This is a genomic window from Pseudomonas putida (assembly GCF_004357765.1).
GTDB classification, from domain to species: domain Bacteria; phylum Pseudomonadota; class Gammaproteobacteria; order Pseudomonadales; family Pseudomonadaceae; genus Aquipseudomonas; species Aquipseudomonas putida_U.
In genome coordinates, this window is the sequence record NZ_SMTE01000012.1 from 14,801 (window position 1) to 40,437 (window position 25,637).

A 25,637-nucleotide genomic window follows, 5' to 3' on the forward strand; every position below is an offset into this window, starting at 1 on the left:
GACCATGCAACGCAAAGCCGTACTGGAACACACCGACGTCACTCGCATCCTTGCCGCTGCCCGCGACGAGGCGCAACGCAACCAGTGGAAAGTGTCGATTGCCGTGGTCGACGACGGCGGCCACCCTCTGGCCCTGGAACGCCTGGATGGCTGCGCGCCGATCGCCGCCTACATCGCCACCGAGAAGGCCCGCAGCGCCGCCCTGGGTCGGCGCGACACCAAAGGCTACGAAGAGATGGTCAACGGTGGCCGCACCGCCTTCGTCAGCGCCCCACTGCTCACCTCGCTCGAAGGTGGCCTGCCGGTCGTGGTCGATGGCCAGGTGATCGCCGCAGTCGGGGTCTCCGGGGTCAAGGCCGAGCAGGATGCACAAGTGGCCGCCGCCGGCATCGCTGGGCTTTGAGCGCGGCAGGTTTGATGCCTGACGTAAGGCGTGCGGCGGCTGTGCGATCGAGCGCCCCTCAGCGAACCGCTTCGTACGTCAGATCCAGGCACTTGCGCGCCTTGTCCACCAACTCATCGACCTCCTCAATGCTGATCACCAACGGCGGCGCGATGATCATGGTGTCGCCCACGGCGCGCATGACCAGCCCATTGTCGAAGCAATGCTGTCGGCAGATCATGCCCACCCCTTTACCTTGATAACGGGCACGCGAGGCCTTGTCCTTGACCAGCTCGATCGCCCCGAGCATGCCCAGACCACGCACCTCGCCCACCAGCGGATGATCGGCCAACGTGCGCAGGCGCTGCTGCAGATAAGGAGCGATTTTCTCGTGTACCTGCTCGATGATTTTCTCATCCCGCAGGATGCGCAGGTTCTCCAACCCTACCGCCGCTGCTACCGGATGCCCGGAATAGGTGAAGCCGTGGTTGAAGTCGCCCCCCTCGGCGATGACCCTGGCCACCTCGTCGCGCACGATCACACCGCCCATGGGGATGTAACCGGAGGTCAGGCCCTTGGCGATGGTCATCAGGTCGGGCTTGAGGTCGTAGTAGTCCGAGCCGAACCACTCGCCGGTGCGACCGAACCCGCAGATCACCTCGTCGGCGACGAACAGGATGTCGTACTTGGCGAGGATTTCCTTGATCTTCGGCCAGTAGGTCTGGGGTGGGATGATCACGCCGCCGGCGCCCTGGATCGGCTCGGCGATGAAGGCGGCGACGTTCTCCACCCCGACTTCGAGGATCTTGGCTTCCAACTGCTCGGCCGCCCACACGCCGAAGTCGGCTTCGCTCATGTCGCCGCCCTCGCCGTACCAGTATGGCTGCGGGATATGCACGATGTCCGGAAGCGAGCCACCCTGCTGGTGCATGCCGCTCATGCCACCCAGGCCGGCGCCGGCGACGGTGGAGCCGTGGTAGCCGTTGATGCGACCGATGATGACCTTCTTGTGCTTCTGACCCTTGATCGCCCAATAGTGGCGAACCATGCGCAGTACGGTGTCGTTGCCTTCGGAGCCTGAGCCGGTGAAGAACACGTGGTTCATGCCGGCCGGGGCCACATCGGCAATCGCCTTGGCCAGCTCCAATGCTGGCGGGTGGGCGGTCTGGAAGAACAGGTTGTAGTACGGCAGTTGGCGCATCTGCTGGCTGGCGACCTCGGCCAGCTCGTCACGGCCATAGCCGACCGCCACGCACCACAAGCCAGCCATGCCATCGAGGATCTTGTTGCCTTCGCTGTCCCACAGGTACACGCCCTTGGCCGAGGTGATGATGCGCGGCCCCTTTTCGGCCAACTGTTTGACGTCGCTGAACGGCGCCAGGTGGTGGTCACGGCTCAGGGCCTGCCAGGCCAGGGTCTGCGAATGTTGTTCACTCATTGACTTCACTCCATCACGTAGTCTTGTCGTTGTAAAAGTGGATTGTTCAGGCGGACTTCAAGAGCATCTGGCGCAGTACCGAGCGCTGCCGGCAGGCCTTGCCGAAGGACTGGAACAGGGTCAGGTAATGCGGGTTATCCATGACCTGATACTCAGGGTGCCATTGCACGGCGAGGGCAAAACCTTTGCTGTTGTGCACCGAGACCGCCTCCACCAAGCCATCAGGCGCCCGTGCCTCCACCCTCAACCCGGGGGCCAGTACGTCGATGCCCTGGCCGTGGATGGAGTTGACGTCGATGACCGCCGGCAAGCCCATGCGGTCGAGCAGCCCGCCCGGTTCGATATGCATCGGGTGGCGCGGACCGTACTGACGCTCGATGGGTTCGCCCTTGACCTCGCGGTGATCCATGAACACGCCGGTTTCGTGGACTTTCTGGTGCAAGGTGCCGCCCAATGCCACGTTCATTTCCTGCAAGCCGCGACAGATACCGAGCACCGGCACACCGGCGGCGATGGCCGCACGCATCAGCGCCAGCGTGGTGGCGTCGCGGAGCGGGTCGTGCTGGGTACCGGCTGCGCTGGCCTGGCCGTTGTAGTGCAGCGGCTCGATGTTGGAAGGCGAACCGGTGAAAATCAGCCCGTCCACCACCTCGAGGATGTCGTCGCAGTCGATCAGCTCGGCGAGGCTGGGAATCACGATGGGCAGGCCGCACGCCGCCGTGGCCGCCGCGCGCGCGTACTTCTCGCTGATGGTCTGGGTCGCATGCTGCTCGATCACGCGGGTGCATGCAGTGATGCCGATAACGGGCACACGGGGCATATCTTCCTCCGGCAAATCCATGTTGCAAGTGGTGTTGAAATAGATGAGAAGCGCTCGTTGCCAGGCCAGTGCCTACAAGAACCAGCGGTACTCGCGCGCATCGATGTGATGCATGAAGTCCAGTTGTTCCTGGTACTTGTTTTCGCAATAGACCATCACGAACTCACTGCCCAAGCCCTGGTTGATCACCGGGTGGTGCCGCATGGCGGCCAGGGCGCTAAGGGCATCCTTGGGAAAGTCGATGCCGCTCTGGCGGTCGTCGTTGAGCGGCGCGATGGGTTCGACGGCGCGCTCCAGGCCGTGCTCCATGCCGGTGAGAATGGCCGCCAGCACCAGGTACGGGTTGGCATCGGCGCCGGCCAGGCGGTGCTCGATGCGCAGGTTGCGCGGGTCGGATTCAGGGATGCGGATGCACGCATCGCGGTCCTCGAAGCCCCAACTGGCCTTGCTCGCGGCATTGACCATGGCGCCGTAGCGGCGGTAGGCATTGTGGTTGGGGGCGAAGATCGGCATGCAGTGCGGCAGCAGTTCCAGGCACCCCGCCACCGCATGGCGCAGCTTGCGCTGCTCGGCGTCGGCCAGCAGGTTGTTGCCGGCCTCATCGTACAGGCTCACATGCACATGCATACCGCTGCCCGGTGCTTCCAGGTAAGGCTTGCTCATGAAGCTGGCGCGGTAGCCGTGCTTCATGGCGATCCCCCGGGTGCTGCGGCAGAACAACGCCGAGCTGTCTGCTGCGGCGAGGGCATCGTCGCTGTGGGCGAAGTTGATCTCGAACTGGCCCGGGCCCAGCTCGGCAGTGATGACGTTGGCCGGCACGCCTTGCTCGTTGGCGCCCTCGACCATCTCGTGGAGCACCTCGGAAAAGCGCGACAGCCGCTCGATGTGCATGTTCGGTTGGTCGTCCGGGTCGTCGGTCGCGGTGTCACGCGGGAACTGCGGCAGGCCGTTGTCGAGCTTGCGGTCGAACAGGTAGAACTCGAGCTCGAACGCCACCACCGGGCGAATGCCGCGACTGGCCAGGCGCTCGAGCACGCGCACCAGCACTTCGCGGGGTTCGAACTCGATAGGGTTGGCGGTGCCATCGGAGGTGATCAGCATCTGCGCCAGGGGTGCCTTTTCCCAGCGCACCGGCTTCAGGGTGCCCGGCACCAGGCGCCGCACGGCATCCGGATCGCCGTCGGCGAAGCAATAGTCAGCGATCGGGTACAGGCCCCCTTGGGTGCCCAACAGGACGCAGTTCTGCGGCAACTTCAGCGGCGTGCCGGAGGCGACTTTTTCCAGCATGTCCATGGGATAGCGCTTGCCGTAGAAATGCCCTGGGATATCCAGCGCAATCAGGTCGACATAGCGTACGTCTGGGTACTGGGCGCGGAATGCGCGCACTTCAGCCAACAGATCCGGAAAGATGACACCCATCTTGGGCCCTCGTGAAATTTTTAGAGTTATTTTTCATGAAAAAATACAGTAAAAATTTCACGAGTCAAGCGCCGCGCATGAGCGGCCTTCGTCGTTACCCCGCGACGCTGCCGATGAAGTTCGCCAGTTCCGCGGATCTCGGGGCGGCGAACACCTCACGCGGGTGGCCGGTCTCGTGCACCTTGCCGTGATGCATGAACACCAGTTTGTCCCCCACCTCCCGGGCGAAGCGCATTTCGTGGGTGACCATGATCAGCGTCATGCCTTCCTTGGCCAGTTGGCGGACCACGCCGAGCACTTCGTTGACCAGTTCCGGATCGAGCGCCGAGGTGATTTCATCGCACAGTAAAACCTTGGGCGACATGGCCAGCGCGCGGGCGATGGCGACGCGTTGTTGCTGCCCGCCGGAGAGGCGATCGGGATAAGCGTCGAACTTGTCGCCAAGCCCGACCCTGGCCAGCATTTGTTGCGCCAACTCGCGGGCCTGGGCCTTGTCGACCTTTTTCACCACCTGAGGTGCGAGCATGACGTTCTCGCCCACGGTCAGGTGGGGGAACAGGTTGAATTGCTGAAACACCATGCCGACCTTCTGGCGCAGCGCGCGCAAATCGGCGCGGCTGGCATCGAGGTATTCGCCATCGACCTCGATCACCCCGTCGCTGATCGATTCCAGACCATTGAGGGTCCGCAGCAAGGTGCTCTTGCCCGAACCGCTGCGGCCGATGATGGCGACCACCTCGCCCTCTTCGATGGTCAGGTCAACGCCTTTGAGCACATGGTGGTCACCGTAGTACTTGTGCAATGCAGACACTCTAAGCAGGGGCATGCAGCCTCCTTTCCAGGTAGCGGGCGCTCAGCGAGAGCGGATAGCAAAGAATGAAATAGCCCACGGCCACCAGGCCGTAGATGAGGAAGGGTTCGAAAGTGGCATTGGCGAGCATGCCGCCGGTCTTGGTCAGCTCGGTGAAACCAATGATCGAGGTCACCGCCGTACCTTTGACCACTTGCACCGAGAAGCCCACGGTGGGTGCGATGGCGATGCGCAGGGCCTGGGGCAGGATCACGTAGCGCAGCTGCTCCAGGCGACTCATGGCCAGGCTGCCGGAGGCCTCCCACTGGCCGCGGGCGATGGACTCGACGCAGCCTCGCCAGATCTCGGCGAGAAACGCGCTGGTGAACAGCGTCAGGGCGATGGCCGCTGCCATCCACGCCGACACATCGATGCCGAACAGGGCAATGCCGAAAAACACCATGAACAGCTGCATGAGCAGCGGCGTGCCCTGGAACAGCTCGATGTAGGCCTTGGCCGCGCCGCGCAGCACGCGATGCTCGGAGATCCGCGCCAGCAGCAGCAACAGGCCGGCGATGCCGCCGCAGACGAACGCCACCAGCGACAGCAACAAGGTCCATTGCAAGCCCACGAGCAGGTTGCGCACGATGTCCCACAAGGTGAAGTCCATTCAACGTCTCCCCATCAGCAGCCGCTGCCCCAGCCAGAGCAGCAACTGACGCACGACGATCGCCATGACCAGGTACAGCGCGGTGGTCAGCAGGTAGGTTTCAAAAGCCCGGAAATTGCGCGACTGGATGAAGTTGGCGGCGAACGACAACTCCTCGGTGGCGATCTGCGAGCACACCGCCGACCCCAGCATGACGATCACGATCTGGCTCGACAGCGCCGGCCAGACCTTGGCCAGCGCCGGCTGCAGGACCACGTGGCGAAACGCCTCGAAGCGGCTCATGGCCAGCGCCGCCGCGGCTTCCAACTGGCCTTTGGGAATGGCCTGGATGCCGGCGCGGATGATCTCGGTGGAATAGGCGCCCAGGTTGATCACCATGGCCAATACCGCGGCCTGCCATTCCGTCAAGAGCACCCCCAGCGACGGCAGGCCGAAGAAGATGAAGAACAACTGGACGATGAACGGCGTGTTGCGGATCAGCTCGACGTACAGGCCGAACAGCGCATCGAACGGCCTCAACCGCCAGGCACGCACGCCGGCACCGACGATGCCGATGGCGACCCCGACCAGGGTGCCGACCAGCGTCAGCTGGAGGGTGAACAAGGCGCCTTTGAGCAACAGGTCGCCCTGGGCCAACACCGGGGCGAAATCGAATTGATAAGCCATGGGTCAACGACTCCCGAGGCCGCTCAGAGATCGGCCGGCAGTGGCTGCTTCAGCCATTTCTCGGCGTTGCGGTTGAGGCTGCCGTCAGCTTTGGCCGCATCGAGGGTGGCATTGACCTTTTCCAGCAAGGCCGGCTCCTGCTTGGCCAGGCCGACATAGACCGGCGAGTCCTTGAGCTTGACCTTCATCACCGGGACCTTGGACGGATTCTTCTCGGCGATGACCGCCATCACCACACTGCCGCTGGCGATCAGGTCGACCTGGCCCGAGAGGTAGGCGGCGATGGTCGAGTTGTTGTCCTCGAAGCGTTTGATGGTCGCGCCTTTGGGCGCCACGGCGCTGAGTTCCATGTCCTCGATCGAGCCGCGGGTCACGCTGATGGTCTTGCCGGCGATGGCGTCGATGTCGGCGATCGCGGTTTGCTCAGGGCCGAACACCGCCAGGTAGAACGGTGCATAGGGGCGGGAGAAGTCGATCACCGCCTGGCGTTCGGCATTCTTGCCCAGGCTGGAGATCACCAGGTCGACCTTGCCGGTGGTCAGGAACGGAATGCGATTGGTGCTGTTGACGGGAGTGAGGGCCAGCTTCACGCCCAGCTTGTCGGCCAACAGTTGTGCGGTGTCGATGTCCAGGCCGCGCGGCTTGAGATCCGGCCCGACCGAACCGAAGGGTGGGAAGTCCTGGGGCACGGCCACCTTGAGCACGCCACGGGCGGTGATATCGGCCAGCGCGTCGGCTTGGGCATGGGAAACGGCCAAGGCGCCGCCGCACAGCAGGGTCGAAAGGAACAGGGAGCGAAGGGTTTTCATGGGAAATGCCTCTGGGGATGCAGTGAAGTGCCTGCCAGCGGAAATTGCACAGGCCATGCCAGCATTGCCCCGATCCCCCTGCACACCGTAGTTTCGGCGCCCGACGAGGTCTTACTGGTCTGAACAGTTGCGCGGCGCACGCCTCGCTTTCGTGCACCGGCGCACCCGGCTGCGCCACGGCGGCGCAACGCTTGCCAGGGGACCGCGAAAGCCATTACAAAGCGCAGATCGTTGTCCAACTGGTCTGAACAGATGCTCGACACGCTCCCTCGCGCCGTTCCGGAAATTGCCCTGCAAGCCATTCGCCAGCTGATTCGCGACGGTGGCTACCAGCCCGGCGACGCCTTGCCGTCCCAGCGCGACCTGGCCGAGCAGCTAGGGGTCAGTCGCGCCTCCCTGCGCGAGGCGCTGTCATCGTTGAGCGCCCTGGGCCTGGTCAGCGTTCAGCCGGGCAAGGGGGTGTTCGTGCAGGAGCCCCCTGCTCCGGCCCCCAGCTTCGCCTGGCCTTATGCCGAGCAGGTCTCCGCCGTCGACACCTTCCAACTGCGCTATGCCCTCGAAGGCTTCGCAGCCGGCCTGGCTGCGCTGTACCTGACCGCTGCGGACATCGACGAGCTCGAAGCCAATGTCGAGGCCATGCGCCAGGAGCTGCGCGCAGGGCGTTTCGACAGCGCCGCCCGCCTCGACTTCGCCTTCCACCAGCGCTTGCTCGAAGCCAGCGGCAACCGCGCCATGCTGCAGGTGATCACCGCCAGTCAGGACATCTTCCTGGAGAGCCAGAAACTGCCGTTCATTCGCCCCGAGCGCGCCATGGAGACCTGGCAGGAACACCGCAAGATCCTGCGTCAGCTCGCCCGCGGCAATCAGGCCGGCGCGCAACGGGCCATGCAGGAGCATATTCGCAATGCGGCCCTGCGCACCGGCGTCGGCTTCACCGCGTAGCGCTGTGCACGATCGCGCACCGTTGTGAGGCATCAGCGGCGCGATCGCAGCGCCCGACCGCCCCACCACAGCTCCATCACGGCCTCTGCCATGCCCCTGCGGCCCTGTGCGCGCCGTTCCGGCATCCTCATTGCAAGGACTCCCTCGCTGGTGCACAACGGTGCGCCATCCAAGTCGGCAGGTGTGGCAAGGAGTGGCTATGACCCGGGCTTTTTTCAACGAGATGTACGATACCAACGGTGGTTGCCGCCCTCACTATCAAGAGTTCTCACGCTGGCTGGCGAACACCCCCCTGGAACTGCTGGAACAACGTCGACGCGAGGCCGACCTGTTGTTTCATCGTGCTGGCATCACCTTCACCTTGTACGGTGACAAACAGGACACCGAGCGCCTGATTCCCTTCGACATCATCCCGCGCAGCATCCGCGCCAGCGAATGGCGCACGGTCGAGCGCGGCTGCATCCAGCGGGTCCAGGCCCTGAACCTGTTCCTCCAGGACATCTACCACGACCAGCGTATCCTCAAGGCCGGCATCATCCCGCCGGAACAGGTGCTGGCCAACGAAGGCTACCAGGTCGCCATGCAGGGCCTGGACCTGCACCGCGGGCTGTACGCCCATGTCGCCGGCGTCGACCTGGTGCGTGACAGCGACGGCAGCTACTACGTGCTGGAGGACAACCTGCGCACCCCCAGCGGTGTCAGCTACATGCTCGAAGACCGCAAGATGATGATGCGCCTGTTCCCCGAACTGTTCGCCGCCCAGCGCATCGCGCCCATCGACCACTACCCCAACCTGTTGCTGGACACGCTCAAGAGCGCCAGCCCGCTGGACAACCCCACCGCCGTGGTGCTCACCCCCGGCCGCTTCAACAGCGCTTACTTCGAACATGCGTTCCTGGCCCGCGAAATGGGCATCGAGCTGGTCGAAGGCGCGGACCTGTTCGTGCGCGACGACCATGTCTACATGCGCACTACCGCAGGCCCCCAGCAGGTGGACGTGATCTATCGCCGCCTGGACGACGATTTCCTCGACCCGCTGTCGTTCAACCCCGACTCCATGCTCGGCGTGCCCGGGCTGGTCGCGGTCTACCGCGCCGGCAACGTCGTGCTGGCCAATGCGGTCGGCACCGGCGTGGCCGATGACAAGTCGATCTACCCCTACGTCGACGAGATGATCCGCTTCTACCTGGCCGAGGAACCCATCCTCAAGAACGTGCCCACCTGGCAATGCCGCAAGCCCCAGGACCTGGCCCATGTGCTGGCCCACCTGCCCGAGCTGGTGGTCAAGGAAACCCAGGGCTCCGGCGGCTATGGCATGTTGGTCGGCCCGGCGGCGAGCGCGGCGCAGATCGAAGACTTCCGGGCGCGGATCAAGGCCCGCCCGCATGCCTACATCGCCCAGCCGACCCTGTGTCTGTCGACCTGCCCGACCTTCGTCGAAAGCGGCATCGCCCCTCGGCATATCGACCTGCGGCCCTTCGTGCTGTCGGGCAGCGAAACCCGCCTGGTGCCCGGTGGCCTCACCCGCGTGGCGCTGCAGGAAGGCTCGCTGGTGGTCAACTCGTCGCAAGGCGGCGGAACCAAGGACACCTGGGTGGTGGAGGACTGATCCCATGCTCTCGAGAACCGCTTCCGACCTGTACTGGATGTCCCGTTACCTGGAGCGCGCCGAGAACCTCGCGCGCATGCTCGAAGTCAGCTATCTGCTGTCGCTGATGCCCCAGGCCGGGCGCAGTGACGGCCACGCCGAACTGGCGATGTCGCTGCTGGCGTCGGGCACGCTGGACGATTACATCCGCCGCCATACCGAACTCGATAGCGAGCGCATGCTGCACTTCTTCGCCCTCGACGCCACCAACCCCAGCAGCATCTATTGCTGCCTGCAGGCGGCCAGGACCAACGCCCATGCGGTGCGTGGGCGGATCACCGCCGACATGTGGGAGAACATCAACGCAACCTGGATCGAAATGCGCAACATCGCCAACAGCGGCTTGGGGCGCTATGGCATCAGTCAGTTCTGCGAATGGGTCAAGGAACGCTCGCACCTGTTCCGCGGCGCCACCTCCGGCACCATCATGCGCAACGACGCGTACAGTTTCATTCGCCTGGGCACCTTTCTGGAGCGGGCCGACAACACCCTGCGCCTGCTCGATGCCCGCTATGAAATGTTCGGCGAGGCCTCCGAGGAAGTCAGCGACGATTCGGCCCGCGGCTACTACCAATGGAGCGCCCTGCTGCGCGCACTGACCTCCTATGAGGCGTTCAACGAGATCTACCGCAACGCGCCCACGGCCCAATCGGTGTCCGAGCTGTTGCTGCTGCGGGTGGACGTGCCCCGCTCGCTGCATGCCTGCATCGAGGAACTCGACCAGATCCTGGCCAGCCTGCCCGGCAACACCGGGCGCCCGGCCCAGCGCCTGGCCGCCGAGCTCAACGCGCGGCTGCGCTACACCGCCATCGACGAGATCATGGACGCCGGCCTGCACCTGTGGCTGACCGACTTCGTCGGGCGTATCAATCAACTGGGTCAGACCGTGCACAATGCCTACCTGGAGGTCATATGAAACTCTCCATCCGCCACGACACCACCTACAGCTACGCCAGCGATGTGAGCAACAGCATCCAGTTCCTGCGCCTGACACCCCGCAGCAGTGAGCGCCAGCGCATCCTCGAGTGGCAACTGGACCTGCCGTGCAAGGTGAACGGCCAGATCGACCCTTACGGCAACATCCTGCACGTGCTGACCCTGGACAAGCCCCACGGCAACCTCGCGCTCACCGCTCAAGGCCTGGTGGAGATCGATCCGGCCTGCGAACAGGAAGCCGGCAGCCAGTCGCCGCTGCCCTTCTTGCGCAGCAGCAAACTGACCCAAGCCGACGATGCCCTCAGGGATTTCGCTGCCAGCCACTGCGGCGCCCGCCGCGACCGGGCGGCGGTGGAAGACCTGATGCAGGCCCTGGCCGATCACATGCCCTACAGCCCTGGCGCCACCTCGGTCGGCACCACCGCCGTCGAGGCCTTCTCCGGGGCGGCTGGGGTCTGCCAGGACCACACCCATGCGTTTCTCGCCTGCGCCCGCAGCCTGGGCATTCCGGCGCGCTATGTGTCGGGCTACCTGTGCACCGAGGACGAGCACCACCTGGCCAGCCACGCCTGGGCCGAGGCCTGGCTGGACGATGCCTGGTACAGCTTCGACATCACCAACCGCCTGACCCGGCCTGAGCGGCACCTCAAGCTGGCCGTCGGCCTGGATTACCTCGACGCCTGCCCGGTGCGCGGCGTGCGCCGTGGCGGCGGCACCGAATCGATGCAGGCCAACGTCCAGGTCCAGCACCAATGACGCAACCGGCGCCCCTTCGGCGCTGAGCCGGGGCGCCGATCACTTTTCAGACACAGGATAAGCGCACACATGACGTATTGCGTCGCCATGCAACTGGCGGACGGGTTGGTGTTCATCTCCGATTCACGTACCAACGCGGGCATTGACCAGATTTCCACCTTCCGCAAGCTGTTCGTGTTCAGTACACCGGGGGGTCGGCTGATCGTCCTGCAGACCTCCGGCAACCTGGCCACCTCGCAGTCTGTGGTCAACCTGCTGAAGCAAAGGACCCGCACGTCCGCTTCGCACCTGTTGAACGTCGGCACGCTCTACGATGCGGCAGTGATGGTCGCCGACACCCTGCGCGAGGTGATCCTGCGCGATTGCAGCAAGCTCGCCTCGAAAGCCGACCTGAGCTGCGCGCTCATCGTCGGTGGGCAGATCGCCGGGGGGCCGATGGGCATCTACAACATCTACGCCCAGGGCAATTTCTTCCAGGCCACCGAGGACACGCCGTTCCTGCAACTGGGCGAGAGCAAGTACGGCAAGCCGATTCTCGATCGCAACCTGACCTACCACACTCCGCTCGACGAAGCGCTGCGCTGTGGCCTGATCTCGTTCGATTCGACCATGCGCAGCAACCTGTCGGTCGGCATGCCGCTGGATCTGCTGGTGTACCGCAAGGACAGCTTCGCGGCCGGGGAGCAGGTGCGTATCGACCGCGAAGATGCCTATTTCAGCCAGATCCGTGCGCAATGGAGCGATGGTCTTAAAGCCCTGCTGGCCGAACTGCCGGCGCCGCCTGCCGACTACCTGAACGAATGACTGGCTAAACGGGTCACGTTGACCCTCCTCGAAACTTCCAACACCCTGGGTGCGCCACCGATGCCCCGGGCGCACCAGTGAACCTTCGGGGGCTGTCGGGGCTCAGTTGTCCAAACCGCGCTTGCGACATCGACAAAGGATTGCCATGGCCCCCGCCTCCTCCACCGCCCTTCCCGCCCTGCGCGTCGAACGTGAGCTGAGCCTGCGGGCGGTGCTCACGGGGACCTTGCTGGGCATCTTGCTCACGCCGTCGAATGTGTATGCGGGGCTGAGGATCGGCTGGTCGTTCAACATGTCGATCATCGCCTTGCTGGTCGGCTTCGCCCTCTGGCAAGGCCTGGCCGGGCGCCGCAAAGGCCAACCCGATTGGTCGCTGCATGAAAGCAACATCAACCAAACCGTGGCTTCGGCCGCCGCTTCGATCATCTCCGGCGGGCTGGTCGCGCCGATTCCGGCGTATACCCTGCTCACCGGTCAGCAACTGGACCCGGTGCCACTGATGGCCTGGGTTTTTTCCGTGAGCTTTCTGGGCATCTGGATCGCCTGGTACTTGCGCCCCTCCCTGCTCAACGACCCGGAGCTGAAGTTTCCTGAAGGCATGGCGACCTTGGAAACCCTGCAGCAGATCTACCAGCACGGTCGCGAAGCGATGACCCGCATCAAGGTGCTGTGCAGCGCCGCGGTGCTGTCCGGGCTGGTGAAATGGGTGGATGGGTTCGTCTGGACGATCCCGCGCTGGGCCCCCTCGCCGGTGCTCGAGCGCCTGACCTTCACCTTCGACCCTTCGCTGATGCTGATCGGCTTCGGCAGCATCATCGGCATCCGCGTGGGCCTGACCTTGCTGCTCGGCGCCGCACTGGCCTGGGGCGGCCTGGCGCCGTGGCTGATCGAGCATGCCCTGGTGGTGTTGCCCGCCAACGCCAGCGGCCCACAGTTCGCCACCTTGGTGGAATGGCTGTTGTGGCCAGGGGTGAGCCTGATGGTCTGCGCGACCCTGACATCATTGGCGATTCGCCTGGTGCAGGCCTCCCGGCGCTCGCCGAGCAAGCGCCGGGAGTGCCACGCCCCGCGCGCCAGGCTGCGCTTGACCCCGTGGCCGGCGTCATGCCTGCTGCTGGCCATCGCCCTGGTGGTGACCCTCCAGGTGCTGTTGTTCGGGATCGACGGGTGGATGGCGCTGCTGAGCATTCCGTTGGCACTGTGCCTGGCCGTGGTGGCCGCCCGGGTGGTCGGCGCCACCGGCATCGCGCCGATCGGGGCGATTGGCAAGCTGTCGCAGCTCGGCTTCGGCCTGGTCGCTCCCGGCCAGGTGGCGATCAACCTGATGAGCGCCAATACCGCCGGCGGCGCAGCCGGGCAGTCGACCGACCTGATGAACGACTTCAAGGTCGGCCAGGCCATCGGTGCGACCCCGCACAAGCAGCTGATCGCGCAATGCATCGGGATTTTCATCGGCAGCGTGGTGGGTGTGCTGGTCTACCGCCTGCTGATTCCCGACCCACAGACGATGCTGCTCACCGAGCAGTGGCCCGCCCCGGCCGTGGCGACCTGGAAAGCCGTGGCGCAGACCCTGACCCAAGGCTTGGGAGCGCTGTCGTTGCCGGTGCGCTGGGCGATCGTGGCCGGTAGCGTCGCGGGGGTGGTGCTTGGGGCGCTGGACAGCCTGCTGCCGCCACGCGCTGCGCGCTGGCTGCCGAGTACCGCGGCGCTGGGCCTGGCGTTCATCCTGCCGGCGTCGATCGCCATGATGATGGGCTTGGGGGCGGTGCTGACCTGGTTGGTCAGTTGCCGCTGGCCACGTATGGCTGAACGCTTTGCGATTACGGCGGCGGCGGGGTTGATTGCGGGGGAAAGTATCACCGGGGTGGGGGCTTCGTTCTGGGAGATGTTGCGGGGGTTGTAGGGGACGGATATCGAGCGCCGCCCGCGCGGCGCTCGGAAAGCTTCTGCAGTGATCGTTATGGCCCCTCTGCGTGGGCGCGCTTTAGGTGCATAATCAAGCATGCTTGCACATTGAAGACTGTACGCTCGCCGAGCAACCTTGCAGATGGCCCAGATGAATACCATTGACCGCATCACCCAACTCGTCTTAGCCCGCCGACCGGAATTGGGCGTGCGTAGCGTCAAGCGCGATATAGCCACTACGTGTGGGATCAGTTACGAAGCGGTCCGCCAGTGGTTCGCCGGTGACACCGAGCACATCAAAAACGACAACCTGCTCGCCATCGCCGATGGATATGACACGACAGTGGATTGGCTTCTCGTAGGAAAGGGCGAGCCGCCGCGCAGGTCTGAGCCTAAGTCCGAGCTGAACGCCAAGCTTTGCGCAGCCGAGGACGATCCCCAAGGCGATAGCGCAAGCGGGTTTGTCATCACGGCCGCCGAGATAGCAGAAGGCGATATCTCCATCGCGCAATACGACATCCGCGCCGCGATGGGACACGGCCAAGTGCCTTCAGAATACAGCGAGCTCATCCGAAATGTCGTGATCCGCGAGGAAGTCTTGCGCGAGAAAGGCGTGACCTACACCTCGGCACGAGCCCTGGCGATGATCACCGGCTGGGGCCAGAGCATGGAAGGGACCATCAACGACAAGGACCCGGTGATTGTCGACCGCGGTATCACCGATTACCAGGGAGAGGGCGTTTATGTCCTTACCTGGCATGGTGATCTGCTCATCAAACGCCTGCAACGGCGGGACGAGGACCATTTCTGGCTGATTTCGGACAACCGCAATTACGAGAAGCAATCCGCCCGGATCGATGACGTGACGATCCATGCCAAGGTTCTACTGGTCTGGAATGCCAGAAAAGTGTAGCTGCCGAGTCGGGCTGTGTTCTTCAGAACGGCGCTTGGACCTGGGAATCGATCACAGCCACATCCTCTACCCGGTCGATTACCCGATCATCATCCGTCGCGGTGTCCCATTTCAGAAGCACTGATCCATCGTCGTAGAACACCATCTCCAGCCCTCCCGTTTCGGCGAGTAGCGCCATGATCGCATCCCAATCCTGATCGCGATCCGTGTCCATTCGATGGACCATCACCTTCCGGTCCAGCTGGGCCACGGGTGAATTGATCATCGCTGAAACCCTCAATCCCAGCAGCTCCAGGCTCGTCAGCTCATCTACCCGACCTGCACGTTTCTGCGCCGACATCTGCCCCTCCCGAATACTGTCCATTCATACAGTACAAAAAACAAATACAAGTTTGCTTGCTTTTTCTGTGTCCGACTGCTTTTATAAATGCAAGTCAGCTTGCTTTTGCGTGCTGGCCAGGCCCACCCCCATGGGCTGCTCGAATGGCGAAATGGAGCATGCGCGCGGAAGGACGCATCCAGGCTGGAAGCAAGCGTGCCAAGCCAATGAACGTATCGCGAGGAGAAACCTATGACCGTCAACATCAATGACCTAACGATCACTACCCCCGTGCCGGTATCTTCGACAAACCCCGTCGCTTTGGAAGTCAGTGGAGCGGTGGCGATTGCCGAATTCCCAAGCGTCGTCGAGGTGCTTAGCGATGGCTCCGTGCAATTTTCAGCGCCGACCAAAGGCGCCTCGAGCAAAAGCACTCACCGCACGCGCTGCGAGTGGTCTGAGGCGACCAACTGGACGCTGGGCAGCGCACCGGAGCACTGGAATCGACAGGAGATGAAGCTCACCAAAGTCAACGCTGCGCAGAAAGTGGTCATTTCCCAGATGCATGTGCGGGGCGATGACAGCCCACCTATCAAGGTGTTCTGGAACAAAGGGAACATCACCCTGGGCTTCCGAACCACTTACAACCAGACCACCCCGGTCAACTCCACAGTGCTCAAAGGCGTTCCACTCGGGGCGAAGTTCAACGTGAACATCCATGTCATGGCAGATGGCAAAGTTACAGTTACGGCCGAATGCAACGGCGCTTCGGGGTCGTCGGGCACGCTGCAGCTGGACGACACTTGGGACTCGCATCTTTTCGAGTTTCACGGCGGCGTCTACAACCAGATCGACTACACCGACGCCACCCCTGCCGACGATGGCTCGATTTGCATCATCAGTAGCCTGTCGCTGATCCACAGTTGAACGATGAGCGAAAAAGTCGGCCTTCGGGAAATCCGGTCATCGCAAGGTGACTGGATCTAGAAATCCACCTTCCCCCGTCCCGCTTTGACACTGCTGCGCCGCGCCTTCCCCTCGAGCCGCCGGGTCTTCGATCCTAGGGTCGGCTTGGTGGGGCGGCGTTTCTTCTCGGTCTTTCCCGCAGCGATGATCAACTCGGCCAGACGCGCCAGTGCGTCAGTGCGGTTCTGCTCCTGAGTGCGGTACTGCTGGGCCTTGATGATCAACACGCCGTCGCCGGTGATGCGACTGTCACGCAGCGCCAGCAGCCGCTCCTTGTAGAACTCGGGCAGCGACGAGGCCCGGATGTCGAAGCGCAGGTGCACGGCGCTGGACACTTTGTTGACGTTCTGCCCACCCGCGCCTTGGGCGCGGATGTAGGTCAGTTCGATGTCGGAATCGGGCAGTTGAACAGCGTTCGAAATAATCAGCATGACAGTGCCTATGGAAGCACGATGTAGTCGTTGCGTTGCACGACCCCGGCATGGGGCCCCTCAACCAGATGCACATAGCGCCCACCCACCACATCGATGGGTAGACAGTCATCCACGTCCAGCAGCGCATCGGTATGGGCTTTCTGCCAATGGGACAGCACCTGCCGCCTGCCCTTCTCCTTGGCTTCGCGCATGTCCCTGGCCACCACCAGCAGGTACTGATGCGCTTCACCGAACGCTCCCGCCTCGTAGCCACCCAGGTTGATGAAGTACAACCGCGGCGCATCCGGCAGCGGCGCCAGTGGGCTGAACGCCACGCGCCAGCCCTCGACGCCATCGACCGCCATCCACGAATCGATGTGCATGCCTTTGGAGCTGCCGAACCAACTCTCACGAAGCTGCGGGTAGGCTTGCTCCAGCGTATCGGCGACGACGAACGCGACATCGTGCACCTCGATCTTCGCCCGCGGATGCTTGCCGCCGAGCAGTACCACAAAAAGCATTCGATACCCCTGTTACCCGAATCGCCACCTACTGAACAGCGCCGCGAACTCGCTGCCGGCTGGGTCTGGTCAATAGGCGACCTAGATACCCGAGTATAAAGGGCGCGTGCGTCGAGCGCCGAACCGTCTTTCGCTTTGAACCGTATGGCTTTGCGCAGACTCAACCAAAGGCAAGTTCTTACATCCAACCCGTGATGAGGAAACGCCATGAACGCTATCGATCTACTGATTCAAGACCACAAGCTGGTGAAGAAGCTGCTCGAAGAACTCTCGACCACCACCGAGCGAGCAGTGAAAAAGCGGGCCGAGCTACTTCACAGGATCCAGCAGGAGCTGCAGATTCACACCACCCTCGAAGAAGAGATTCTCTATCCGGCCATCAAGGAAGCGGGTGGCAAGGAAGAGGCAAAAATGTACTACGAGGCCAAGGAAGAGCATCGGACGGTCGACTCTCTCGTGATACCCGATCTGCTGCATACCGAAACCGGCACCGTCGAGTTCGCCGGGCGCGTCAAGGTCATGAAAGAGTTGCTGGAACACCATATCGAGGAGGAAGAAGACGAACTCTTCCCCACGGCGAAGAAGCTGCTCAGCAAGGCCACCCTCGAGGAGCTTGGGCAAACCATGGAAATGCAGAAGAAGATGCTCAAGGGCGAGCAACGAGCGGCGTAGTGAAGCGGCCACCTGCCGGCGCTCATGACGCGGGTAGGTGGCCAACCCCAGATATCCCATCATCAGTTGGAAAGTTTCATGGATTACTGGATCGGAATACTTGAATGGCCGGCCATGGTGATGACTGTGTTGGCAGCATGGTGCATCGGTTCGCGCCGGCCAGGTCGAAGGAAAATTGGATTCTGCTGTTTCATTGCAAGCAACGTACTGTGGGCCGTGTGGGGCTGGCAAGCACAGGCCTGGGCACTGATCATCCTGCAGTTCTGCCTCTGCGTTATGAATCTGCGAGGGTGGCGGAAGAACACGCAAATGGAAACTGCCGGGGGAGAACATCGTGACAAGCCTGTGACGGGAAGAGCACACTTGTACTCCTCCCGACTGTGAGCCTCTGCTCTCTTATTTCGCGGCACCGAGTAGTTGTGCGCCGGTAGCGCCCTGCGCCGCAACCCAACGTGCACGTCCCACGCCCCAGGCAAGCGCCCTAGTCATCGACTCGCCCGGGCGTGAATCGAAGGCTTCTTCATGAACAGCCATTCCAGACGGGGCGTAAACACCGATGAACATCTGCGTATTACCCGTCCGCGACAGTCGCACCTGAACATCGATGAACGTCCCATCGTCGAGCGTCTCGTCGTGAACGCGGTGGTGAAGCGTCGGATCGGCCCAATCCCAAAAAACATCACCGCGTATTCGCATAACGAGCCTCTACGACTTAAGTCTGATGTGTGTGTGTCTGATCACCTTAGTCCTTGCTGTGTTGGGGGCAAAACATTGTTCAGAAATGAGCGCTGAATCGGACCATCGGTGGGTTTTCTTGTACGCGTTTCAATGACTTGTACAACTTGGCTGACGCGATACGGGGCGAAGGAGATCAAGCGATGCTGGATGCAGGTCGCGCCTCGGCTGGCCGGGAAGAAGTGGGCCGAAATATCAGATTTAGGGGCTTCCTTGTAGGACGTTTCCCAAAGATACTCTCTGCGCCTGTTTTTCGTTGCATATGGAAATAATGGACTCTAGTCTCGATCCGTCGCTGCCAATTCAGCGACCGGTTTTGACAGACCGGAGACGTAGGTCACATGTGCACGCTTTATGGCGGCTGTACGTGGGGCACCGTCTGGTGCGCCGAGTGCCAACGTCTCGGTCTGTCAACCCGCGTACGGCTGCCACCTTCTTGGACAAATACACAGTCGGCAAAACCAAGTTATACCAAGGCGAAAACCAGGCCCAACCCTTGTTCTGCATCGAGCCCGGCATCGCCTGCCACTACGCCCGCGAAGGTGGCAGCGCGGCCGCAATATCCCGCCATCCAGGGAGATCCCCTTCACGCCATCAAACCCTTCCGACCAACCCAGGTGAGGCCGGCGAAGATCAGCTCCGACACACCATTGCGCTTGCCGGCCTGGCATGCTCGAGCCATTGCTGCCGTGTCATTTCCCAGACCTCCACCTCCATCTGCCCGGCGACGAAATCCCCTGTTCGCGTTCCCACCCTGCGCATCCCTTCACGCTCTGAGACCTTGCGCGAACCATGGTTGGCTACGGCCTTGGGCACCACCATGAGCGGACGCGCCAGGGTCTCGAACCAATACGCGTTGATAACCTGGCAGGCTTCACTCATATAGCCGTGCCCCCACCATTGCGGCGCAAGCCAGAAGCCGCGGTTGTTTCCCGCCTGCTCGAACAGGCTGATGCTGCCAATGACGCTCTCAGGCTGGTCGCGCAGGCGGATCATCCAATGCCATTCACGCCCGGCCTGCATGGCAGGCAGGGCAATGTCGCGCACATAGACCAAGGCGCCGTCTTCCGGATATGGCCAGGGCACTCGGTTGTCCAGGTAACGGACCACCTCCCATTGGGGAAACAGCGCCTGGATGGCCGATGCATCTACCAGTTCGAGGGGCGTGAGGGTCAGGCGGTCGGTGAAGAACGTCGGTAAGGGGTTCATGGATTTAGGTCTTCTCAGCTTGCTCGTAGCTAGGGTATTCACACTTCATCTTAAAAAAATGTGTTGGCACATTAACCGTAGCTGAGAAAAAATCAGAAAAATCAAAATCCCTCAGTTTTGTAGGATTCGCAAGCACGCTTTGCTGATCGGCCCCTAGATAGACGACAGATACATCTTCCTTCAAGTTGCCGCACTGGTGTCTCTCGTTAAAGTCTAGCTTGTAGGCAATCAGATAGATCTTTTCAGGAAGCCGCTCCATGCTCAGCTCATTCTTCGACCATGCCCAACCCTGAAACATAAGAATAACGGCCACCACGAGAAACATGGCTGAATGGAAAGGAGGAAGCTGATAATTCGGACCATCGAATTGAGCTTTGACCCAGCCGATAAAATTGAAAAGATGAACTAGCGCTGCCAACGAAATGCCAAGTAGAAAAGGCGCTACCAAATGGAATAGGATAATCGCGGTTGTAAATACTAGCGTGACCGGAAACACTGAGGCGTCCACGCCAAACACCCCATTGATAGCGCTTGCAGCCTTACCCGTGGAATATACGATCAACCCAGAAGCCGCAAGGGATGCAACGAGCTTGGTAAATGAGAACATCCAGATCGACTTGACCAACTCTGATCGCTCTACCGACACACCGATGTAAACCGCGGCCAGCACTACTCCCCAGATCTTAATTGCGACTTGGTTCTGCTGCACCCATTCGAAGTCAGAATTCTCCTGCCCGCCAAGCTGAATCAAAGCAAAGGCGACGATGGCCAGGATACCCAACGCCCACGTAGTGGTTTCTGTCCTGCTATCACGATCATCCCTACGTTCTCGCGACCACTTCCTAAGGTCAGCAGCGATGTTGGACAAATGATAATTGATCGACTTCCTACCGTTTGACGAAAGATCCGATTCAGTACCACTTAGCTGCCGGTGAATCTTATCCAGCAATTCCTTGTTCTGCTCAGACATCCCTTGCATACCCTTTCCAATTTATTTAACCCAGCCGAGCAAGTTTACCCAGTTGGATCTCAAAAGCATAAGCGGCTCGCACAAGACCCGCCCTGCCCTCACGCCTCCATCACAACCTTCAGTGAGGGGCGGTTAGGCTATTCATCTTCGTCGCTTCTTTCACATCGAATTCGAAGCTGCGCCTGTAGGAAAGAGCCGATCCCAGTGTAGGATTAGCACACGTTACGCCTTCACCCCGCGCTACAGAGCAGCAAACCACAGCGCTCACCATCGCATCTGGGTCGAAGGTCTCGGAGAACGCCCGAGTTCGGCGCGCTCTCGAGCGGATTTACTGGCATGGAGTATTTGCATTGAAGCATCGCGGCGTGGCATTGAACCAGGTCCTCTTCGGCCCACCCGGTACCGGGAAAACCTATGCGACTATCGACTTAGCTCTAGAGATTCTGGACCCTGAGACGCTGCGGGAACACTCAAAAAACCGCGCAGTACTCAAACGCCGCTTCGATGAACTCGCCCAGCAAGAACGGATTCGCTTCGTCACATTCCATCAAAGCTTCAGCTATGAAGACTTCGTGGAGGGCTTGCGCGCCACGACCGATGAAAGCACCCAACAATTGCGCTATGAAGTCGTGGATGGCGTTTTCAAGTCAATCTGTGAAGCCGCAGCGGCCAAGGTCACGCACCAAGCCCAAGGTCCAAGTGACCTTAGCGGGCGACGTGTCTGGAAGATGTCCCTCGGAAATACCCTAGGCGATGACTCCCACGTTTATCAGGAATGTCTACAGGGCGGCTATGTACTACTCGGGTATGGCGATGCTATCGACTTTTCCGGGTGTACTAACCGCCTAGAGGTGCAACAGCGTTTCGCTTCAGCTGGTGTAACGCCCGCCAACCCGGCCAATGACTATGGCATCACCAGCGTCACTGCCTTCGTTACGCGAATGAAGATGGGTGATTTGATTGTCGTTTCAGATGGCAACTTCAAATTCCGCGCAATCGCGGAGGTGACCGGCGACTACCAGTACAAGCCTCACCCAGAGTTCGACGCCGGTTACTCGCAGATGCGCTCCGTGAAGTGGCTGCGTGAGTACGCCCCTTCCCTTCCGCACACCGAGCTGCTCAACGGCCAGTTCAGCCAGATGACCTTGTACGAGATGAGCAGCGCCACCTTGGACCGGGATAAGCTGGCTGGGCTCCTCGGTCAGGTAGCCAATAGCGGAGAGCTCGCTCTGCAAGTCGATCAACGTTTCGGCAGCTATGTAGTGCGTAAAGTTGGCAGCGAACAAATCGAATTCGATAAGCCTAGCGGGGGCAGTCTGCCACTGCCGTTGAGCATCATTCGCCAACTCCTCACCTACGTGCAGGACGGACGCATAACAGTTGAGGACATTCGACAAAAACGGGTTTTCGAGCGGGTGGCCGAGTCCGACCTAGAAAAGTACCTGGTCAACGGCTATCAGAACCTTTTCGCTGCGTTGGTTGAGCGCCTACTTCAGCCGACCGAGGCGCCAAGGCTCAACGATGCGCGAGTGCTTATCATCGATGAAATCAACCGCGGCAATATGTCTCGAATATTTGGTGAGCTCATCACCTTGATCGAGCCAAGCAAGCGAGCCGATGCCGATGAAGCGCTCTCGGTGATGCTGCCGTACTCAAAAAAACCGTTCAGCGTCCCCGGCAACCTGTTTCTGATTGGCACTATGAACACTGTCGATCGCTCGCTGGCAGGTCTGGATATTGCTCTACGGCGCCGCTTCACTTTCCGCGAAATGCCACCCAAACCCGAACTGCTAGACGAGGTCGTGATCAATGACCAACTCAACATCGGGCAACTGCTGCGCGTAATGAACCAGCGGATAGAAGCGCTGCTGGATCGGGATCACCGCTTGGGTCATGCCTATTTCATGCCGTTGAAAAACGACAACTCGATCACGCGGCTGGAAGAGATTTTTCGCAATCAGATCCTGCCATTGCTGCAGGAGTACTTCTTCGAAGACTGGCAGCGCATTGCCTGGGTCCTCAATGACCACCGCAAGCCAACCTGCGATCAATTCGTCCAACAGCGCCCAAGCCAAGCAGAGGCTCTGTTTGGCAGCGACATAGCTCTCGGTCTTGAGAAACCATCCTGGGAGCTAAACGACGAAGCCTTTCAGCGCTTGGAGGCCTACCTCAGCATTCTCGATACCCAGCTACCGAGCAGTGTACAGGCCGTAAAGCGCGAAGCCTCAGCGGGCGATTTGGTACTGCGAGAACTCGCCAGTGGCTCCATCGAGGTACTACGCCAAGGACAGCGACAACGACCCACCTACCCCGCACTACGGGAATTGGCGAGCACGCTCGGGTTGAGTATGCAGGGAGAGACCGGTAATAGATTGAACACCCGTCGCTTGGGACGCCAGCTACTTAGCCACCTGCAGAATCAAGAGTCGTGAAAACAACCGTCACGATCCGCGAATACGCACGCCTCACCACACAGGAGGTGGCACCTTCGCTCGACTTGGCCCAGGTTTCACAAAGCGCGTTCGACTGGCTGTGTGATTTCAGCGGTTGCTTGGACGCCAGTGGAACAAGTGTCCTAAAGCTTACTAATCGGCGCACCTTGAAGTGGGACTCATACGTCGGGGTGCTGGAAACCCCCTGTGGCACCCGTTTGGAAATCCTGCCTAAGCATCATGAGGAGGATGGCTGCATAGCAAAAAGTCGCCAGTTGCTACGCAAGCTGATTCAAAACGCGCTTCAACTGAAGCCGCGAAAGGCTGGAGCTGCTAACGTCGACGTGTTTGAGGCGCCACTCAGCGAGTGGGTGATGGAGCAGTTCCTAAACGAGCTCGATTTGTTGCTCAAGCGCGGCATACGCTTTGATTACGAGCGTGTCGAGGAAGAGCAGCGTTATCTCCGGGGTCAGCTGAATGTGGTAGCGCAAATGCGCCAAGCACCAGGGCGACAGCACCACTTCCAGATCCGCCACGACATATTCTTACCCGATCGTGCTGAGAACCGCCTGCTTAAGCTTGCGCTAGACCAGGTCGCGAAACTCACGACTAGCCCACAGAACTGGCGACTTGCGACAGAACTACAGGCATTCCTGACAAGCATTCGAGCTAGCAGCGATGTCGCTCACGATTTGCGCGCCTGGAGCAATGATCGGTTGATGAGTCACTACAGGCCAGTTAAATCCTGGTGCGAACTGATCCTCAGTCAGCACGTTCCTCTAGCCGTGGTGGGTAGAACCGCCGGCATGAGTTTGCTGTTCCCAATGGAACGGCTATTCGAGCGGTATGTTCAAGATTGGCTGCAACGTAACCTCATACCTGACGCCAAGATGACAGCTCAGTCGCGCAGTAAATATCTGTGCGAGCATGATGATCGTCAGATGTTTTGCCTGCGGCCAGACATATTGATCGATCTGCCTGCACAGCGTTGGATTCTGGATACGAAGTGGAAACGGATCGACGTTGGGAGACACGAGAAAAACTATCATCTGAGCCAAACGGATTTTTACCAGCTTTTTGCATACGGCCATCAGTATCGGACAGATGACTGCGTCCCTAACCTTTTTCTGATCTACCCGTGTTGGTCGGGCCTGCAGGCGGGACTTCCTGCTTTTGATTACGGTGCAGGCTTGCGGTTGTGGGTGTTACCGTTTGACTTGGATGCCGGTCGGTTAGTCGTGGATGAGCGGCATTGCGTTCCAATTCGGGTGCCAAACTAGAAATCATCATTGCTCCTCCCTACCAGGCTTTTCCTCCGAGCCGGCGGGCCTGAGAGTGCCGCGGGCAAGGGGAAGAAATGGGCCAAAAAATCAGATTTAAGGGCTTCCTTGTAGGACGTTTCCCAAAGATACTCTCTGCGCCTGTTTTTCGTTGCATATGGAAATAATGGACTCTAGTCTCGATCCGTCGCTGCCAATTCAGCGACCGGTTTTGACAGACCGTCGATTGTTGTCCGTGTGCACACGCCTATGGCGACTGTACGTGCGGGCACCTCGTGTGCGCCGAGTGCCAACAATCTCGGTCTGTCAACCCGCGTACAGTTGCCACCCTCTTGTTTGACAGCAAGGCGGATTGCAGCTCAACCATTGTTGGAGTGTAATCATGCTGAAGATAGTCCCCGATCCACCGCATAACCCCCATTCCCTCGAAGACACGCTGATGATCGCTGCGGATTACGCCGTCTGCGCAGAAGCTGTTGCCCAGCAAGCCGCGTTGATGCAGCCCAGGTCGCCGGCCACGTTGCTGATCATGACGACGATGCATGAGCTGGAAGGCCTGCGTAAGTTGATTGAATCCGCGTTGGCCCAAGTGCAGATGAGTACGGATCACAGGATCCGCCATTAAGCCGCAGCACGTTATGCCTGGCCTGGCTTAATCGCGAGCAATTCTGCCTTACATGCCCACTCTTTCCTTCCCCCAGCTTTGGTCGGTGGGATGTTGGGATCGGCTTGCTTGCGATAAGGCCAGCCCAGGCACCTGCCAATCTTCAGGGAGATAGATCAATGCCCACGGACGATAACGACTGCAAATACACAGTCGGCAAAACCAAGTTCTACCAAGGCGAAAACCAGACTCAACCCTTGTTCTGCATCGAGCCCGGCATCCCCTGCCACTATGCCCGCGAACAAGCCTCCGAATTGATGGGCTACGCCCGCGACATGAGCATTGCCGGCGTGATGGAAAACAACCCCCAATGCGTCTGGGCCGCCCACTACCTGAGTGCCTTGGCCAAGGCTCTACTCGACGATGCCGAACTAGGCATGAATCGCTGCCCCCCCACCAATCCTGTGGGAGCGGGTTCACCCGCGAAGGGCCGCAACGCGGCCCCAATATCCCGCCATCCACGGAGAACCCTCCATGCCATGCAAACCCTCCCGAATTCCACCAGTGATCGACCACACATTGCGTCAGAACTATGGGCGTCCGCCTGCACTGTTTGCC

Annotated in this window: 27 protein-coding genes and 2 pseudogenes; 16 read left to right on the plus strand and 13 right to left on the minus strand. The window is 60.9% G+C overall.

Features of this window, described 5'->3' with window-relative positions:
* Positions 1-4 precede the first annotated feature (4 nt).
* On the plus strand, positions 5-403 hold the full coding sequence (locus tag E2H86_RS18775) for a heme-binding protein (protein WP_133330506.1): 399 nt from the start codon (positions 5-7) through the stop codon (positions 401-403).
* Between the two features lie 58 nt (positions 404-461).
* On the opposite strand, the gene E2H86_RS18780 is transcribed toward E2H86_RS18775, so the two are convergent.
* From E2H86_RS18780 to E2H86_RS18810, 7 genes are all read right to left on the minus strand, one after another.
* Positions 462-1,820 carry an aspartate aminotransferase family protein gene (locus E2H86_RS18780; RefSeq protein ID WP_133330508.1) on the minus strand — a complete coding sequence of 453 codons (1,359 nt, stop codon included), beginning with the start codon at positions 1,818-1,820 and terminating at the stop codon, positions 462-464.
* 46 nt (positions 1,821-1,866) lie between these two features.
* Positions 1,867-2,640: a gamma-glutamyl-gamma-aminobutyrate hydrolase family protein gene (locus E2H86_RS18785; protein WP_133330510.1), complete on the minus strand. Its 774-nt coding sequence runs from the start codon at positions 2,638-2,640 to the stop codon at positions 1,867-1,869.
* A gap of 72 nt (positions 2,641-2,712) precedes the next feature.
* Entirely contained in the window at positions 2,713-4,059 is a 1,347-nt protein-coding gene (locus E2H86_RS18790) for a glutamine synthetase family protein (RefSeq protein ID WP_133330512.1), read from the minus strand.
* Positions 4,060-4,153: 94 nt separating this feature from the next.
* Complete coding sequence (locus tag E2H86_RS18795) at positions 4,154-4,885, minus strand: amino acid ABC transporter ATP-binding protein (protein WP_133330514.1); 732 nt, start codon at positions 4,883-4,885, stop codon at positions 4,154-4,156.
* A complete protein-coding gene (locus tag E2H86_RS18800; protein WP_133330516.1) occupies positions 4,872-5,519 on the minus strand; it encodes an amino acid ABC transporter permease in 648 nt (215 codons plus the stop codon). The genes E2H86_RS18795 and E2H86_RS18800 overlap by 14 nt, the downstream gene beginning before the upstream one ends.
* The gene (locus E2H86_RS18805) at positions 5,520-6,185 is read right to left on the minus strand and encodes an amino acid ABC transporter permease (protein ID WP_133330518.1); all 666 of its coding nucleotides are present in this window, start codon (positions 6,183-6,185) and stop codon (positions 5,520-5,522) included.
* Positions 6,186-6,208: 23 nt separating this feature from the next.
* Positions 6,209-6,994 (minus strand): transporter substrate-binding domain-containing protein, encoded by a 786-nt coding sequence (locus E2H86_RS18810; protein ID WP_133330520.1) that lies wholly within the window; start codon positions 6,992-6,994, stop codon positions 6,209-6,211.
* Between the two features lie 252 nt (positions 6,995-7,246).
* On the opposite strand from E2H86_RS18810, the gene E2H86_RS18815 reads away from it, so the two are divergent.
* The 7 genes from E2H86_RS18815 (at position 7,247) to E2H86_RS18845 (ending at position 14,898) form a co-directional block, all read left to right on the plus strand.
* Positions 7,247-7,936 (plus strand): FadR/GntR family transcriptional regulator, encoded by a 690-nt coding sequence (locus E2H86_RS18815; RefSeq protein WP_133330821.1) that lies wholly within the window; start codon positions 7,247-7,249, stop codon positions 7,934-7,936.
* Between the two features lie 199 nt (positions 7,937-8,135).
* On the plus strand, positions 8,136-9,545 hold the full coding sequence (locus E2H86_RS18820; RefSeq protein WP_133330522.1) for a circularly permuted type 2 ATP-grasp protein: 1,410 nt from the start codon (positions 8,136-8,138) through the stop codon (positions 9,543-9,545).
* A gap of 4 nt (positions 9,546-9,549) precedes the next feature.
* Entirely contained in the window at positions 9,550-10,500 is a 951-nt protein-coding gene (locus tag E2H86_RS18825) for an alpha-E domain-containing protein (protein ID WP_133330524.1), read from the plus strand.
* Positions 10,497-11,276: a transglutaminase family protein gene (locus E2H86_RS18830; protein ID WP_133330526.1), complete on the plus strand. Its 780-nt coding sequence runs from the start codon at positions 10,497-10,499 to the stop codon at positions 11,274-11,276. The genes E2H86_RS18825 and E2H86_RS18830 overlap by 4 nt, the downstream gene beginning before the upstream one ends.
* Positions 11,277-11,345: 69 nt before the next feature.
* Complete coding sequence (locus E2H86_RS18835) at positions 11,346-12,080, plus strand: proteasome-type protease (RefSeq protein WP_133330528.1); 735 nt, start codon at positions 11,346-11,348, stop codon at positions 12,078-12,080.
* A gap of 145 nt (positions 12,081-12,225) precedes the next feature.
* Entirely contained in the window at positions 12,226-13,983 is a 1,758-nt protein-coding gene (locus E2H86_RS18840; protein ID WP_133330530.1) for an OPT family oligopeptide transporter, read from the plus strand.
* 153 nt (positions 13,984-14,136) lie between these two features.
* Positions 14,137-14,898 carry a S24 family peptidase gene (locus E2H86_RS18845; protein WP_133330532.1) on the plus strand — a complete coding sequence of 254 codons (762 nt, stop codon included), beginning with the start codon at positions 14,137-14,139 and terminating at the stop codon, positions 14,896-14,898.
* Between the two features lie 22 nt (positions 14,899-14,920).
* Here E2H86_RS18845 and E2H86_RS18850 read toward each other — a convergent pair whose 3' ends face one another.
* Positions 14,921-15,238: a DUF1654 domain-containing protein gene (locus E2H86_RS18850; protein WP_133330534.1), complete on the minus strand. Its 318-nt coding sequence runs from the start codon at positions 15,236-15,238 to the stop codon at positions 14,921-14,923.
* 231 nt (positions 15,239-15,469) lie between these two features.
* On the opposite strand from E2H86_RS18850, the gene E2H86_RS18855 reads away from it, so the two are divergent.
* Positions 15,470-16,144 carry a polysaccharide lyase family 7 protein gene (locus tag E2H86_RS18855; RefSeq protein ID WP_133330536.1) on the plus strand — a complete coding sequence of 225 codons (675 nt, stop codon included), beginning with the start codon at positions 15,470-15,472 and terminating at the stop codon, positions 16,142-16,144.
* Between the two features lie 56 nt (positions 16,145-16,200).
* Here the strand turns inward: E2H86_RS18855 and arfB are convergent, their stop codons facing one another.
* Complete coding sequence (arfB, locus tag E2H86_RS18860) at positions 16,201-16,614, minus strand: alternative ribosome rescue aminoacyl-tRNA hydrolase ArfB (RefSeq protein ID WP_133330538.1); 414 nt, start codon at positions 16,612-16,614, stop codon at positions 16,201-16,203.
* Positions 16,615-16,622: 8 nt separating this feature from the next.
* Positions 16,623-17,117 (minus strand): DUF1543 domain-containing protein, encoded by a 495-nt coding sequence (locus E2H86_RS18865; protein ID WP_133330540.1) that lies wholly within the window; start codon positions 17,115-17,117, stop codon positions 16,623-16,625.
* A 207-nt stretch (positions 17,118-17,324) separates the two neighbouring features.
* Here E2H86_RS18865 and E2H86_RS18870 point away from each other — a divergent pair, with 207 nt between their 5' ends.
* Entirely contained in the window at positions 17,325-17,789 is a 465-nt protein-coding gene (locus E2H86_RS18870) for a hemerythrin domain-containing protein (RefSeq protein ID WP_133330542.1), read from the plus strand.
* 78 nt (positions 17,790-17,867) lie between these two features.
* Positions 17,868-18,173, plus strand: coding sequence for a hypothetical protein (locus E2H86_RS26305; protein WP_133330544.1), 306 nt, complete (start codon positions 17,868-17,870; stop codon positions 18,171-18,173).
* A gap of 12 nt (positions 18,174-18,185) precedes the next feature.
* Here E2H86_RS26305 and E2H86_RS18880 read toward each other — a convergent pair whose 3' ends face one another.
* Positions 18,186-18,485, minus strand: a complete 300-nt coding sequence (locus tag E2H86_RS18880) for a hypothetical protein (protein WP_133330546.1) — start codon at positions 18,483-18,485, stop codon at positions 18,186-18,188.
* A 475-nt stretch (positions 18,486-18,960) separates the two neighbouring features.
* On the opposite strand from E2H86_RS18880, the pseudogene E2H86_RS26860 reads away from it, so the two are divergent.
* Positions 18,961-19,074: pseudogene (locus tag E2H86_RS26860) on the plus strand (DUF3077 domain-containing protein); the annotation flags it as partial.
* A gap of 83 nt (positions 19,075-19,157) precedes the next feature.
* Here E2H86_RS26860 and E2H86_RS18885 read toward each other — a convergent pair.
* Positions 19,158-19,733, minus strand: coding sequence for a GNAT family N-acetyltransferase (locus tag E2H86_RS18885; protein ID WP_133330548.1), 576 nt, complete (start codon positions 19,731-19,733; stop codon positions 19,158-19,160).
* A 4-nt stretch (positions 19,734-19,737) separates the two neighbouring features.
* Positions 19,738-20,703 (minus strand): hypothetical protein, encoded by a 966-nt coding sequence (locus E2H86_RS18890; protein ID WP_133330550.1) that lies wholly within the window; start codon positions 20,701-20,703, stop codon positions 19,738-19,740.
* Positions 20,704-21,053: 350 nt separating this feature from the next.
* On the opposite strand from E2H86_RS18890, the gene E2H86_RS18895 reads away from it, so the two are divergent.
* The 4 genes and pseudogenes from E2H86_RS18895 to E2H86_RS26310 form a co-directional block, all read left to right on the plus strand.
* Positions 21,054-23,135, plus strand: coding sequence for an AAA family ATPase (locus E2H86_RS18895; protein ID WP_243744078.1), 2,082 nt, complete (start codon positions 21,054-21,056; stop codon positions 23,133-23,135).
* Entirely contained in the window at positions 23,132-24,415 is a 1,284-nt protein-coding gene (locus E2H86_RS18900) for an McrC family protein (protein WP_133330562.1), read from the plus strand. The genes E2H86_RS18895 and E2H86_RS18900 overlap by 4 nt, the downstream gene beginning before the upstream one ends.
* A gap of 382 nt (positions 24,416-24,797) precedes the next feature.
* Entirely contained in the window at positions 24,798-25,040 is a 243-nt protein-coding gene (locus E2H86_RS18905; protein WP_133330564.1) for a hypothetical protein, read from the plus strand.
* 158 nt (positions 25,041-25,198) lie between these two features.
* Positions 25,199-25,465, plus strand: a pseudogene (locus E2H86_RS26310) (DUF3077 domain-containing protein); the annotation flags it as partial.
* Positions 25,466-25,637: the final 172 nt, after the last annotated feature.

Excerpts from the sequence above, each read along its gene's own strand:
- E2H86_RS18855 (WP_133330536.1), top strand. The coding sequence starts at position 15,470 with ATGACCGTCAACATCAATGACCTAACGATCACTACCCCCGTGCCGGTA.
- E2H86_RS18795 (WP_133330514.1), bottom strand. The coding sequence starts at position 4,885 with ATGCCCCTGCTTAGAGTGTCTGCATTGCACAAGTACTACGGTGACCAC.
- E2H86_RS18825 (WP_133330524.1), top strand. The coding sequence starts at position 9,550 with ATGCTCTCGAGAACCGCTTCCGACCTGTACTGGATGTCCCGTTACCTG.
- E2H86_RS18775 (WP_133330506.1), top strand. The coding sequence starts at position 5 with ATGCAACGCAAAGCCGTACTGGAACACACCGACGTCACTCGCATCCTT.
- E2H86_RS18785 (WP_133330510.1), bottom strand. The coding sequence starts at position 2,640 with ATGCCCCGTGTGCCCGTTATCGGCATCACTGCATGCACCCGCGTGATC.
- E2H86_RS18905 (WP_133330564.1), top strand. The coding sequence starts at position 24,798 with ATGCTGAAGATAGTCCCCGATCCACCGCATAACCCCCATTCCCTCGAA.
- E2H86_RS18870 (WP_133330542.1), top strand. The coding sequence starts at position 17,325 with ATGAACGCTATCGATCTACTGATTCAAGACCACAAGCTGGTGAAGAAG.
- E2H86_RS18790 (WP_133330512.1), bottom strand. The coding sequence starts at position 4,059 with ATGGGTGTCATCTTTCCGGATCTGTTGGCTGAAGTGCGCGCATTCCGC.
- E2H86_RS18890 (WP_133330550.1), bottom strand. The coding sequence starts at position 20,703 with ATGTCTGAGCAGAACAAGGAATTGCTGGATAAGATTCACCGGCAGCTA.
- E2H86_RS18780 (WP_133330508.1), bottom strand. The coding sequence starts at position 1,820 with ATGAGTGAACAACATTCGCAGACCCTGGCCTGGCAGGCCCTGAGCCGT.
- E2H86_RS18815 (WP_133330821.1), top strand. The coding sequence starts at position 7,247 with ATGCTCGACACGCTCCCTCGCGCCGTTCCGGAAATTGCCCTGCAAGCC.
- E2H86_RS18810 (WP_133330520.1), bottom strand. The coding sequence starts at position 6,994 with ATGAAAACCCTTCGCTCCCTGTTCCTTTCGACCCTGCTGTGCGGCGGC.
- E2H86_RS18840 (WP_133330530.1), top strand. The coding sequence starts at position 12,226 with ATGGCCCCCGCCTCCTCCACCGCCCTTCCCGCCCTGCGCGTCGAACGT.
- E2H86_RS18830 (WP_133330526.1), top strand. The coding sequence starts at position 10,497 with ATGAAACTCTCCATCCGCCACGACACCACCTACAGCTACGCCAGCGAT.
- E2H86_RS18845 (WP_133330532.1), top strand. The coding sequence starts at position 14,137 with ATGAATACCATTGACCGCATCACCCAACTCGTCTTAGCCCGCCGACCG.
- E2H86_RS18880 (WP_133330546.1), bottom strand. The coding sequence starts at position 18,485 with ATGCGAATACGCGGTGATGTTTTTTGGGATTGGGCCGATCCGACGCTT.
- E2H86_RS18850 (WP_133330534.1), bottom strand. The coding sequence starts at position 15,238 with ATGTCGGCGCAGAAACGTGCAGGTCGGGTAGATGAGCTGACGAGCCTG.
- E2H86_RS18800 (WP_133330516.1), bottom strand. The coding sequence starts at position 5,519 with ATGGACTTCACCTTGTGGGACATCGTGCGCAACCTGCTCGTGGGCTTG.
- E2H86_RS18885 (WP_133330548.1), bottom strand. The coding sequence starts at position 19,733 with ATGAACCCCTTACCGACGTTCTTCACCGACCGCCTGACCCTCACGCCC.
- E2H86_RS18835 (WP_133330528.1), top strand. The coding sequence starts at position 11,346 with ATGACGTATTGCGTCGCCATGCAACTGGCGGACGGGTTGGTGTTCATC.
- E2H86_RS18820 (WP_133330522.1), top strand. The coding sequence starts at position 8,136 with ATGACCCGGGCTTTTTTCAACGAGATGTACGATACCAACGGTGGTTGC.
- E2H86_RS26305 (WP_133330544.1), top strand. The coding sequence starts at position 17,868 with ATGGATTACTGGATCGGAATACTTGAATGGCCGGCCATGGTGATGACT.
- arfB (WP_133330538.1), bottom strand. The coding sequence starts at position 16,614 with ATGCTGATTATTTCGAACGCTGTTCAACTGCCCGATTCCGACATCGAA.
- E2H86_RS18865 (WP_133330540.1), bottom strand. The coding sequence starts at position 17,117 with ATGCTTTTTGTGGTACTGCTCGGCGGCAAGCATCCGCGGGCGAAGATC.
- E2H86_RS18805 (WP_133330518.1), bottom strand. The coding sequence starts at position 6,185 with ATGGCTTATCAATTCGATTTCGCCCCGGTGTTGGCCCAGGGCGACCTG.